Annotated in this window: 10 protein-coding genes and 1 pseudogene; 2 read left to right on the plus strand and 9 right to left on the minus strand. The window is 72.8% G+C overall.

Annotated elements, in window-relative coordinates:
• Positions 1-13 precede the first annotated feature (13 nt).
• From BLW82_RS39695 to BLW82_RS45880, 6 genes and pseudogenes are all read right to left on the minus strand, one after another.
• Positions 14-1,222, minus strand: coding sequence for a cytochrome P450 (locus tag BLW82_RS39695; RefSeq protein WP_093506893.1), 1,209 nt, complete (start codon positions 1,220-1,222; stop codon positions 14-16).
• The gene (locus tag BLW82_RS39700; protein ID WP_371131449.1) at positions 1,219-1,845 is read right to left on the minus strand and encodes a GTP-binding protein; all 627 of its coding nucleotides are present in this window, start codon (positions 1,843-1,845) and stop codon (positions 1,219-1,221) included. The genes BLW82_RS39695 and BLW82_RS39700 overlap by 4 nt, the downstream gene beginning before the upstream one ends.
• A complete protein-coding gene (locus BLW82_RS39705; protein ID WP_093506898.1) occupies positions 1,826-2,173 on the minus strand; it encodes a DUF742 domain-containing protein in 348 nt (115 codons plus the stop codon). The genes BLW82_RS39700 and BLW82_RS39705 overlap by 20 nt, the downstream gene beginning before the upstream one ends.
• On the minus strand, positions 2,170-2,577 hold the full coding sequence (locus BLW82_RS39710; protein WP_093506900.1) for a roadblock/LC7 domain-containing protein: 408 nt from the start codon (positions 2,575-2,577) through the stop codon (positions 2,170-2,172). The genes BLW82_RS39705 and BLW82_RS39710 overlap by 4 nt, the downstream gene beginning before the upstream one ends.
• The gene (locus BLW82_RS39715; protein WP_093506902.1) at positions 2,574-4,163 is read right to left on the minus strand and encodes a sensor histidine kinase; all 1,590 of its coding nucleotides are present in this window, start codon (positions 4,161-4,163) and stop codon (positions 2,574-2,576) included. The genes BLW82_RS39710 and BLW82_RS39715 overlap by 4 nt, the downstream gene beginning before the upstream one ends.
• Before the next feature lie 311 nt (positions 4,164-4,474).
• Positions 4,475-4,685, minus strand: a pseudogene (locus BLW82_RS45880) (serine hydrolase); the annotation flags it as partial.
• Between the two features lie 402 nt (positions 4,686-5,087).
• Here BLW82_RS45880 and BLW82_RS39725 point away from each other — a divergent pair.
• Together BLW82_RS39725 and BLW82_RS39730 are read left to right on the plus strand one after the other, a co-directional pair.
• Positions 5,088-5,948, plus strand: a complete 861-nt coding sequence (locus tag BLW82_RS39725) for a hypothetical protein (protein WP_256216109.1) — start codon at positions 5,088-5,090, stop codon at positions 5,946-5,948.
• Between the two features lie 140 nt (positions 5,949-6,088).
• Complete coding sequence (locus BLW82_RS39730) at positions 6,089-9,463, plus strand: pyruvate carboxylase (protein WP_093506905.1); 3,375 nt, start codon at positions 6,089-6,091, stop codon at positions 9,461-9,463.
• Positions 9,464-9,505: 42 nt separating this feature from the next.
• Here the strand turns inward: BLW82_RS39730 and BLW82_RS39735 are convergent, their stop codons facing one another.
• The 3 genes from BLW82_RS39735 to BLW82_RS39745 form a co-directional block, all read right to left on the minus strand.
• On the minus strand, positions 9,506-10,480 hold the full coding sequence (locus BLW82_RS39735; protein WP_093506907.1) for an SMP-30/gluconolactonase/LRE family protein: 975 nt from the start codon (positions 10,478-10,480) through the stop codon (positions 9,506-9,508).
• A gap of 154 nt (positions 10,481-10,634) precedes the next feature.
• Positions 10,635-11,087: a hypothetical protein gene (locus tag BLW82_RS39740; RefSeq protein WP_093506909.1), complete on the minus strand. Its 453-nt coding sequence runs from the start codon at positions 11,085-11,087 to the stop codon at positions 10,635-10,637.
• Between the two features lie 194 nt (positions 11,088-11,281).
• Positions 11,282-12,058, minus strand: coding sequence for a polysaccharide lyase family 7 protein (locus BLW82_RS39745; protein ID WP_093506911.1), 777 nt, complete (start codon positions 12,056-12,058; stop codon positions 11,282-11,284).
• Positions 12,059-12,067 lie beyond the last annotated feature (9 nt).

Consider the following 12,067-nt stretch of genomic DNA (forward strand, 5'->3'; position numbering starts at 1 on the left):
CTGTCGGTGGTGACTACAGGGCGGGTACGGGCGTGAACCTGACGGGCAGCTCGGTCAGCCCCCGCAGCCAGGGCGAGGGCCGGCGCGTGAGGGTGTCGGCGGGCACCGCGAGGTCGATGTCCGGGAGCCGGTCGAGGACGACCTCGATGCCGGTCCGCGCGACCACCTCGGCGACCTCCTGGGCGGGGAAGGGGCAGCGGTGCTCGCCGTGCCCGAAGGAGAAGTGCGCGTAGTTGCCGCCGGTCAGCGCGGAGGCGTCGGTGCGCACCTGCGGATCGGAGTTGGCGCCCTGGAAGCTGAGGATCAGCAGGTCGCCCGCGCGGATCCGGCGGCCGCCCAGCTGCGTGTCGCGGGAGGCCCAGCGGCCCGCGATGTTCTGGCTGGGAGTGTCCTCCCACAGCACCTCGTTCATCGCCTCGGCGACGCTGTTGCGCCCGCCGAACAGCGAGGCGGCGAACCGGTCGTCGGTGAGCATCAACCGCAGCGAGTTGCCGATCCAGTCGGCGGTCGGCTGGTGCCCGGCCGCCATCATGACCATCAGGTCCTGCATGATCTCTTCGTCGGTGAAGCCGCTCTTGTCCTGGAGCATCCGCGACACCACGTCGTCGGCCGGGTCCGCCTTTCGGTCGGCCAGCAACTGCGCCATGGACGAGCCCAGATGCTGCTGCCCGGCGATCGCCCGCTCCCGCCCGTCGATCATGTCGTTGAGCGCGGTGACCAGGCCGGGCCCCTCCTCGTCGGCGAAGCCGTACAGCCGGGCCAGCACCCGCACCGGCAGCAGCATCGCGTACTGGCCGATCAGGTCCGCCTCGCCGCTCGTGCACAGCGCGTCGATCAACTCGTCCGCGAACCGTTCGGCGTGGCCGCGCAGTTCGAACGGGTCGACGGCCTCCAGCGCGTCGCTGATCATCCCGGCCCGCTCGCGGTGCCGCTCGCCGACCGTGTAGAGGATCGACGGCTGCCTGCGGCCGATCATCGGCAGCAGCGGCCAGTCGTCGGGGATCATGTCCCACTGGTTCCACAGCTCGGAGTCCCGGCTGAACAGTACCGGGTCCCCGGTCACCTGGTGCAGCTCGCGGTAGCCGACCACCAGCCAGGCCGGCACGTCCCCGTCCAGCACGACGGGCGTGACGGGACCGTGGTCGCGCCGGATCTCGCGGTACAGACGCGCCGGTTCGGTCTGGAACCGGGGGCCGCCGAGCGGCACGGCTTCGGGGGTCACACGAACTCCTGTCGGGGCAGGTCCGCCGGTGCGGACGGGCCGGCGTACCGGTTCTTGACGTGCTGGACGAGTGTGATCAGCACCTGCTTGCCGGACTCCCGGGACCGGGCGTCGCAGTTGACCAGCGGGACGTGCGGGTCCAGGTCGAGGGCGTGCCGGACGTCCCGGGGCGTGTGCACGGGGCCGCCGAAGTCGTTGCAGGCCACGATGAACGGGGTGCCGTGCTTCTCCAGGCGGTCGATGGCGTACCAGGAGTCGCCGATCCGCCGGGTGTCGACGAGTACCACCGCGCCGAGGGTGCCGGAGAACAGCCGGTCCCACAGGAACCAGAACCGCTCCTGGCCCGGCGCCCCGAACAGGTACAGCACGTTGCGGGCGTCCAGGGTGATCCGGCCGAAGTCGAAGGCGACGGTGGTCGCGGACTTGCCGCGCACCTCACGGATGTCGTCGACCGCCTCGCCGGCCTGGGTCATCGTCTCCTCGGTGTTGAGGGGACGTATCTCACTGACCGAGCGGACCAGGGTGGTCTTGCCGACGCCGAAGCCGCCCACCACCACGATCTTGAAACCGTGGTCGGCGGAGGCACCCAACGGGGTGCGCGCGTCAGAGGTTGCGGAGTCCAACGAGCACCTGCTCCAGGATGTCGGGGTCGGTGATGGCCGGCCGGTGGGGGTGGCGGGCGCTGACCCGGCCGGCCGCCTGCAGGTCGACCAGCAGGATCTTGGTGATGCTCACCGGCAGCCTCAGCTCCGCGGCGATCTCCACCACCGAGGTCGGGAACTCCGCCAGGCGCAGGATCGCCGCGTGCTCCGACTGCATGCCGGGCGTCGGCTCGGACTCGGCGACGACCAGGGTGACCAGGTCGAAGGGGCTGTCGGGGCCGGTGCCGCTGCGGCCGCCGGTGAGGGTGTACAGGCGGTCGGGCGCGTCGTCCCTGCCCGGGCGGCTCATGACGTACGGGGCTGCGCGGTCAGGTGCTCGCCGAGCTGCTCGACCAGTTCGCTCATGTTGTGCCCGACTAGGCCGGGGTCGGCGTCCTCGCTGGTCACCACGGCCAGGTGGGCGCCCTCGCCGGCCTCCACGATGAACAGCACGCCCCCGTAGAACTCGGTCATCGCCGACCGCACGCCGCCGCTGCCGTCGCCGAACTCGACGGACGCCCCGTGCGACAGCGACTGGATGCCGGCGGCGATCGCCGCGAGCTGGTCGGCCTGGTCGACGGAGAGCTCGGGGGTACGGCAGAGCTTCAACCCGTCGCGGGACAGCACCAGGGCGTGCCGCGCGCCGGGGGTGCGCTCCAGGAGTCCCTCGATGAGCCAGGTGAGCTTGGAGTCGGCGGTGGTCCTGCCGGTCATGGAGTGGGGTCGCCTTCCGGGTACGCATGTGGGTGGGACGTGAGCTCTGGGCCGGACTCCGGGTGGGGCGCGGGGACCGGGTCGTGCGTGGGGGTGGGGGCGTGAGGGGCCGCCGGTCCGCCGGCCGCGCCGGGGGTTTCGGTGGTCTCGGCGGAGGGGGTGTCGTGCGTGGCGGGGCGGACGGCCTGCCGGAAGCTGTTGAAGCGGGCGGCGCGGACCTGGGCGTCCGCGGCGGCGGGCGCGGGGCGCGGCTCCGCCGGCTGGGGCGCCGCCCGGCGCTCGGCCTCGGCGAGGGTCCGGCCGCGGCGCCGCCTGGGCAGCCCGGTGGGCCCTTCCTCGTCCTCGTCCTCGGTCGGCTCGGCGGCGGACTCGTGGACCGGCGCGGGGTCGAGCGGCGCCGGTACCGGTGCGGCCGGCTCCGTCTCCTGAGCCGAGGCCGGTTCGTCGGCGGCCGGGCGGGTCAGCAGGTCCTGCGGGACCAGCATCAGCACTCCGGTGCCGCCGCGCGCCGACGGCCGGAACGACACCTTCAGACCGTGCTTGCGGGCCAGCCGGCCCACCACCGCGAGCCCCAGCCGGGTGCCGGTCAGGCCGCCGAGCTCGGTGCTGTCACCGGCGACCGCGCGCTCGGCGCGGCGCAGCTGCACCTCGCCCATCACCAGCCCGCTGTCCTCCACGGACACGATGACCCCGGCCGGTACCTCCTCCACGTACACGTGGACCTCGGCCGTGGGGGGCGAGAAGTTGGCCGCGTTGTCGAGGAGTTCGGCCAGTGCGTGCATGACACCCTCGGCGGCGTGTCCGGCCACGGCCGTCTCGCTCACCGAGTGCACCCGCACCCGGCGGTAACCGCTGATGCGGCCCATCGCGCCGCGCAGGATCGACTCCATGCTGATCGGGCGCGCCCACCGGCGGCCGGAGCGCGCCCCGGTGAGCACGGCGATGGAGTCGGCGAGCCGGCCCGCCTGGGCCGTGCGGTGGTCGAGGTGCAGCAGGTCGGCGAGGACCTCCTCGTCGGAGTGCCGGTCCTCCATGGCCCGCAGGTCGGCGAGGGTGGCGGTGGCCAGGGCCTGCATGCGCCCGGCCGCGTTGCCGGCGGCGGCGATCGCGGCGGCCCGTTCCCGTGCGGCGCGCTCCAGTTCGGCGGTGAGCCGGGCGTTCTCCTGCTGGTACCAGTCCAGTTCCTGGCCGCTGTCCTGCTGGATCCGCGCCCGCTCCTGCTTGAAGGACTCGGCGAACTCGCTGCGCTGCTGCGCCAGTTCGTCGATCAGCCGCTGCTGCTCCTGGCGCGCCTCCTCGGTGGCCCTGGCCTGTTGCTGGAGCAGCCGCCCGAGGTCCTGGCTCACCGCCTCCAGCCGGCGCCGGGCGGCGCGGGCGGTCCGCGCCGCGTGCACGGCCCAGGTCACCGCCGCGCACAGCAGCAGTGCGGCCGCGCTCGCGCCGAGGGCGAGGGGTGTGCGTACCGAGGCCGGCGCGGCGGTCGTCGCGGCGACGACCGCGAGGGCCGACGCCACCGCGGTCAGCGCGAAGGTCGGAACGAGCGTACGGAGGGCAGGTCGTTCGCCGGGATGCGTGGGCGCGGTCATCGTTCCGGTCTGGTCCTCGGAGCGGGTAGGGATGCGTGTCCGGTGAAGGAGTTGTGACGCTCGGTGCTGAACTGCGCGTCACTATACGAGAGTTCGTGATCGAAGCAGAACGGTTCCGGTCCCATCGCGGAAATTCCGGGACCGGCATGGAGGCTTGCTGTGCTCCGGCTGTGAACGATCCTGTGCGCCGCCGTGTCCGAAGGCGTCCGCCGCGACCGCGACACCGTCGGCGGTGCCGTAGTCGCCCGTTCCGGTTTTGTCGCCGACCGCCAGGGCATGACCGTCCGTCGGCTTCGCGTAGGTGGTTGAGACGGCCAGGGGAGTGGTGGTGTCGGTGACCCGCCCGGGCTCCGCCGAGTCCAGCTCCGGCTCCCACCGGTCCAGGCGCGTCACCCCGTCCCCGAGCGAACGGCACAGCCCCGTCACCGCCGCCGGCCCACCCGGTTGCTCCAGCAACAGGTCGGCCGCGGTGTTGTCGCCGTACTCGATCGCGGCTCCGCACACCTCCGCGACCGTCATTCCCGCGGTGAGATTCTCCGGCTCTCCGGTGACCGGAGCGCCGCCTCCCGGGCGAACACCCCGATCCGGGGCCCGTGTTCGCGCTCCGGGGCGCGCAGTCCCGTGGCCGCCTTCGGCGCGGGCGCGGTGGTCACCGCCGCCCGCGGAGCCGAGGCCGGCACCGTGCGACGCGACGGTTTCCGCGCTACCGCTCCATCACCGGGACGGCAGTCAGGGGACGCAGTCGCGGGTGCCCGGGTTCAGCCATGGACGGGTGATAAATCCGACGCCGGTATCCGGTCGGCCGTAGCTCCCGCATCGTCGCAAATGATCCAAACGTCTATACGATGACGCGTGGAACGCCCCGGGCGCGGAGAACCTCTTGGAGTGCGCAGGCCGACGACGGGGACGGTGTCGAGGGGGGCGATGCCTTTCATGGCAGGCGACTGGGGCCGGGTGGCCGCGTGGGCGGTCCGGTTCGTGCGGCACACGCTGCGCGGCGAATGGCACGCCGTCGTGGTGGACCCGGTACGGCAGCTGGTGCGGCGCGGGCTGTCCGGGCTCGTGCTGGCGTTCGTGGCCGCGTTCGGCGTCATCTTCTTCCACGGCATCGCCCAGCACCCCTTCGGCCGGCGGCTGGTGTGGCACCTCGGCGGCGTCACTGCCGACCTGCCCCTGTGGCTCTCCCTGCTGCGCACCCCGGTCTCGCTCTACGTCCCGGCGCTCGACCTGCCGGTCTGGGCGGGCATCACCCAGCTCTTCCTCGCCTTCGCGCTCGCCGAACTCGCCCTCGGCCGCGGCCGCACCCTCGCCGTCGCGTACCTCACCACCCTGGCCGGCACGATGACCGCCCGGGTGATGGTCGCGCTCGGCCCCGGCTGGTGGGGTCTCGGACTGCCCCCGGAGGCCGGCCGGATCCTCGACACGGGGCCGTCCGCCGCCGTGGTGGGCCTCTTCACCTACCTGGCGGTGGTGCGGCGCGCCCCCGTCGTCTTCACCCTCACCGGCGGCTCGATGGTGTGGGAGTCCGTCGCCGTACCGAACCTCGCGGGCCGCGAGCACCTGATCGCCGTGGCCGCCGCGCTCGTCCTCGGCCTGCTGCACGGCCGCAGGCTGCCGCTGTTGGCCCGCCTCGCCGGCCGCCTCGACGCCGCACAGCGGCCGCCCCGGTCCGACCCGCCGGTACCCCGCCCGGGCCCACCGCGCCACTCCGTACCCGCCCCGCGCCGCCCCGCGAACTCCCCAACCCTGCCGGCTTCCCCGAAACCCCATATGTCACGCGGCTGACCCGCCGAACTGCTCACCCACGTCAATGTGATGGTTTTCGCACTTCAGCCGGTCCGGCCAACCCCTAATGTTGCGCGGGCTACGGCAGGGCGCGGCTGACACCATGGTGTTCGTCGCCGGCAGGCTGAAGGGATCCAGGGATGTTCCGCAAGGTGCTGGTCGCCAACCGTGGAGAGATCGCCATCCGCGCATTCCGCGCGGGCTACGAGTTGGGTGCGCGCACGGTCGCCGTCTTCCCCTACGAGGACCGCAACTCGCTGCACCGGCTCAAGGCCGACGAGGCCTACGAGATCGGGGAACCGGGACATCCGGTACGGGCCTATCTCTCCGTCGAGGAGATCGTGGCCGCCGCCCGGCAGGCCGGGGCCGACGCCGTCTACCCCGGCTACGGCTTCCTCTCCGAGAACCCCGAACTCGCCCGCGCCTGCGAGGAGGCGGGCATCACCTTCGTCGGGCCCAACGCCCAGACGCTGGAACTGACGGGCAACAAGGCCCGCGCGGTCGCCGCCGCCCGTGCGGCCGGCGTACCGGTGCTCGGCTCCTCCCAGCCCTCCAACGACATCGACGAACTGGTCCGCGCGGCTGACGAGATCGGCTTCCCGGTCTTCGTCAAGGCCGTGGCCGGCGGCGGTGGCCGCGGCATGCGCCGGGTCGAGGACCCGGCCGCGCTGCGCGAGTCGATCGAACAGGCCTCCCGGGAGGCGGCCTCCGCGTTCGGCGACCCGACCGTCTTCCTGGAGAAGGCCGTCGTCGACCCCCGCCACATCGAGGTGCAGATCCTCGCCGACGGCGAGGGCAACGTCATCCACCTCTTCGAGCGGGACTGCTCGCTCCAGCGCCGCCACCAGAAGGTCATCGAGCTGGCCCCCGCGCCCAACCTCGACCCCGCCCTGCGCGACCGCATCTGCGCCGACGCCGTCCGCTTCGCCCGCGAGATCGGCTACCGCAACGCCGGCACCGTCGAGTTCCTCCTCGACCGCGAAGGCAACCACGTCTTCATCGAGATGAACCCCCGCATCCAGGTCGAGCACACGGTCACCGAGGAGGTCACCGACGTCGACCTGGTCCAGGCCCAGATGCGCATCGCCTCCGGCGAGACCCTGGCCGACCTCGGCCTCTCCCAGGAGACGGTGAAACTGCACGGCGCCGCTCTCCAGTGCCGCATCACCACCGAGGACCCCGCCAACGGCTTCCGCCCCGACACCGGCCGCATCAGCGCCTACCGCTCCCCGGGCGGCTCCGGCATCCGGCTCGACGGCGGCACCACCCACGCCGGCACGGAGATCAGCGCGCACTTCGACTCCATGCTGGTCAAGCTCACCTGCCGGGGCCGGGACTTCAAGGCCGCCATCGGCCGCGCCCGGCGCGCCGTCGCCGAGTTCCGCATCCGCGGCGTCGCCACCAACATCCCGTTCCTCCAGGCCGTCCTGGACGACCCGGACTTCCAGGCGGGCCGGATCACCACCTCGTTCATCGAGCAGCGCCCGCACCTGCTCACCGCCCGCTCCTCCGCCGACCGCGGCACCAAGCTGCTCACCTACCTGGCCGACGTCACCGTCAACAAGCCGCACGGCGAGCGCCCCCATCTGATCGAGTCGACCACCAAGCTGCCCCCGCTGCCCGCGGGCGAGCCGCCGGCCGGGTCGCGGCAGCGGCTGGTCGAGGCCGGCCCGGAGGGCTTCGCCCGCTGGCTGCGCGAGTCGCCCACCATCGGCATCACCGACACCACCTTCCGCGACGCCCACCAGTCCCTGCTCGCCACTCGCGTGCGCACCAAGGACCTCCTCGCCGTCGCCCCGGTCGTCGCCCGCACCCTGCCCGAACTCCTGTCGCTGGAGTGCTGGGGCGGCGCCACCTACGACGTCGCGCTCCGCTTCCTCGCCGAGGACCCCTGGGAGCGCCTCGCCGCCCTGCGCGAGGCCGTCCCCAACATCTGCCTGCAGATGCTGCTGCGCGGCCGCAACACCGTCGGCTACACCCCGTACCCGACGGAGGTGAGCGACGCCTTCGTCCACGAGGCCGCCGCCACCGGCATCGACATCTTCCGCATCTTCGACGCCCTCAACGACGTCAACCAGATGCGCCCCGCCATCCAGGCCGTACGCGAGACGGGCACCGCCGTCGCCGAGGTGGCCCTCTGCTACACCGCCGACCTGTCCGACCCGGACGAGCGCCTCTACACCCTCGACTACTACCTGCGGCTCGCCGAGCAGATCGTCGAGGCGGGCGCGCACGTCCTCGCCGTCAAGGACATGGCCGGCCTGCTGCGCGCCCCGGCCGCGGCCAAGCTGGTCTCGGCGCTGCGCAGCGAGTTCGACCTCCCGGTCCACCTGCACACCCACGACACCGCGGGCGGCCAGCTCGCCACCTACCTCGCCGCGATCCAGGCGGGTGCGGACGCGGTGGACGGCGCGGTGGCCTCCATGGCCGGTACGACCTCGCAGCCGTCCCTGTCGGCGATCGTGGCCGCGACCGACCACTCGGAGCGTCCCACCGGGCTCGACCTGCGGGCGGTCGAGGACCTGGAGCCGTACTGGGAGAGCGTCCGCAAGGTCTACGCCCCCTTCGAGGCGGGCCTCGCCTCGCCGACCGGCCGCGTCTACCACCACGAGATCCCCGGCGGTCAGCTCTCCAACCTGCGCACCCAGGCCGTCGCGCTCGGCCTCGGCGACCGCTTCGAGGACATCGAGGCCATGTACGAGGCCGCCGACCGGATCCTCGGCCGGCTGGTCAAGGTGACCCCGTCCTCCAAGGTGGTCGGCGACCTCGCCCTGCACCTGGTCGGCGCCGGGGTGAGTCCGGAGGACTTCGAGTCGACCCCCGACCGGTTCGACATCCCCGACTCGGTCATCGGCTTCCTCCGCGGCGAGCTGGGCACCCCGCCCGGCGGCTGGCCGGAGCCGTTCCGCACCAAGGCCCTCCAGGGCCGCGCCGCCGCGAAGCCGGCGCCCGAGCTGACCGCCGAGGACCGCGAGGGCCTGGCCAAGGAGCCCCGCACGACCCTCAACCGGCTGCTGTTCCCGGCCCCCACCCGCGAGTTCGAGACCCACCGGCAGACGTACGGCGACACCAGCGTCCTCGACAGCAAGGACTTCTTCTACGGCCTGCGCCCGGGCAAGGAGTACGCGGTCGACCTGGAGCCCGGCGTCCGGCTGCTCATCGAGCTCCAGGCGGTCGGCGAGGCCGACGAGCGCGGCATGCGCACGGTGATGTCGAGCCTCAACGGGCAGCTGCGGCCGATCCAGATCCGCGACCGTGCGGCGGCCTCCGACGTCCCGGTCACCGAGAAGGCCGACCGTTCCGACCCCGGCCATGTCGCGGCCCCGTTCGCCGGTGTCGTCACCCTCGCGGTGGAGGAGGGCGCGGAGGTCGAGGCCGGTGCCACCGTGGCCACGATCGAGGCCATGAAGATGGAGGCCACCATCACCGCCCCGAAGGCCGGCCGCATCTCCCGGCTCGCCATCAACCGCATCCAGCAGGTGGAGGGCGGCGACCTGCTGGTCGAGATCGCCTGAGGCCGGCCCGCACGAGGGCCGGGTCCGCCCGGCCCTCCCCGGCTACGAGCGGGAGAAGTGGGCGCCCAGCAGGGCCTTGAGCAGGTTGGGGTCGCGCTGGGTGAAGTAGGCGGCGCTCGCCACGAACACGTCCCGGCCGCGGACCGCCAGCGAGGTCGGGTTGGACAGCCCCTCCTGCACCGTCAGGACGCCGGCGTGGCTGCCGTCCGGGGCGACCAGCGCGACCTCGTTGGACGGGCTCAGCGCGGCGAGCACGAGGTCCGAGTGCCCGGGGAAGACGAAGTCGTCGACCCCGGTGAGGCCGGTCGCCCTCGTCCCGATGGGCCCGGCCGAGCCGTCCGCGCCGACCGGGATGCGCAGCAGCGTGCCCCGGTCGGTGTTGGTGACCCACACCGCGTCCTTGTGCACCTTGACCCCGTTGGCGCCGAAGCCGGTGGCCGACGGGAGTCCGGAGAGGTCGGCGCCGGTGGCCCAGGCGGTGGGCGTGCCACCCGACTGCGGGATGCGCCACACCGTGCCCAGCGCCGAGTCGGCGGCGTAGAGGACGCCGTGCCGCTCGTCGAGGGCCAGACCGTTGGGCAGGCCGTCCGCCGGCAGCTGGGCGATCTGCTCGGGCGAGCCGCCGCCCGCCGGGATCCGCCAGACGCCGGTCCTGCTGGTGCCGGTGGCGTAGTTGACGTACAGCGTGCCGTCGTGGGCGCGGGCCAGGCCGTGCGTGACCGCGCTGCTCACCAGGGGCGTCCGCGGGTGGCTTTCGTCGGGCAGGGTGGCGAGGACACGGACCCGGCGCTCCCGGGTGACCTTGACGACCTGCCGGGCGAACGCGAAGGACATGTCGACCGAGCCGCCCTGCTCCGCGACGACGCTCTCGGGCGTCTGCCCCTGGGCCAGATCGAAATGGGCGACGGTGTGCGGGCGGGAGAGGACCGGCTCGTCGCTCGCGGCCGGAACCGCCGCGAGCAGGCCGATCGCGACCACGGCCGGGGCGACGACGGCCCGGCGGGGGAATCGGGGCATGTGACCTCTTTCGACGGGAGCGCAAGACTCCGGCGTACCGGTCACACCAACATGACGCCTTCCCGACCCCGGGCCGCGGCAGCCGTGGCCGCGACGTCGCCCGCCCGGCGCACGGCCTGGCCCCGCATGCCGCGCAGCCGGGTGACGGCCCCGCTCAGTTCCACATGGCGTACTTCATGACCTGCGCGTACCCTTCCGGCTTGGCACCGGAGTAGGTCAGGTTCAGCCGTGTGAAGTGCGCTACGTTCGGGTGCTTCGTCCAGGCCGCCGGGCGGTCGAGCCGTACGGTCACCGGGTACTTGTGGAACTTCCCGGCCGCGCAGTACGGCTTGCAGTCGTTCACCACGTTCACGCCCTGGGCGACCGCCGTGGTGTCGTTCCACTGCGTCCAGTGCATACCGGTGAGGAGGCTGTTGCCGTCCCCGCAGGCCAGGATGAAGTCGCTCGGCCGGTACCGCTGGTGCCAGAGGCAGTCGACGAGCACCGGATGCTGGGCCGAGGCCCGCGCCGCGGGCGGTGTCGGCGGCGTCGCGGAGGCCGTCGTCATGCCCGCCGTAAGCAGCAGGGCCGCCCCGAGTCCGATCGCCGTTCCCACCACTGGTCGCATGGTCGCTCCCGCCCGCTAGGTCGTACAGGTCCTCTTCGACGCTACGACCGGGATGCGGGATGTACCACTTGCGGAGTATTCGGCAGTCCGTTCAGGTCGTGCCCGCCGGTGGAGCCCTCCTCCGCGGCCGGTGCCGGGACGCCGGGCACCGGCCGCGGTTCGGGGGCGTCCGCCGGCCGGAGGACCGGGGGGACTCAGCCGTGTTTGACGGTCAGGCCGTAGAACGCGACCCGGGCGCCGTTGGTCGTGCTGTCGGAGGACGACTGGTTGTACGAGCCGGCCTTGAAGTACTGCTTGTACGGATTGAAGGAGGACGGGATGGCGTAGTGGGTCGTGGTGCCGTTGACCGTCAGGTCGATGGTGTTCCCACCCGAGACCGCGATGGTGTACGTCCAGGTCTTGCCGATCGACACGTGGCCCACGCTGTGCGTGGTCTGGCCGCCGTCCGGGGAGTTCTCGGTGCCCAGCACGATGTCGCCGTTGGAGTGGTAGTACAGCTCGAGCAGCGGCTTGGTGGAGGAGCCGCCGGTGCCGAGGTGGATCTGGCCCACGCAGACGTTCTTCGTCACCGAGACCACCCGCAGCGTCGCGCTCATCCTGTGGCTGCCGCTCAGCGACCAGTTGGCGGCGCTGCCGTCCCGGTTCATCTCGCGCAGTTCGGAGCGGGCGTAGTTGGAGTTCGGGGTGGTGACGCCCTTCTCGGGCGCCCAGAAGGTCATCGCCCCGTCGCGGGTGTCGGTGTAGAAGTACGCGTCCTGGTAGCCGTTCGCGCCCTGCAGCCGGGACGAGGGGATGGTGGTCGGCGAGCCGGGGGAGCCGACCGGCTCCTGGAGCTGCCATATGGACAGGTCGAAGTTGCCGCCGGGCGCGACGTTCGGGTTCGCCGCGTCCGCGCTCCCGCCGAACAGCACGGTGAGGGCGAGCGCGAGACCCGCGGCGGTGGGTGCCGCGAGCAGCCGGGAACGGTTCACGTGGGGGGT

The organism is Streptomyces sp. Ag109_O5-10 (assembly GCF_900105755.1).
In the GTDB taxonomy this organism is placed as follows: Bacteria; Actinomycetota; Actinomycetes; order Streptomycetales; family Streptomycetaceae; genus Streptomyces.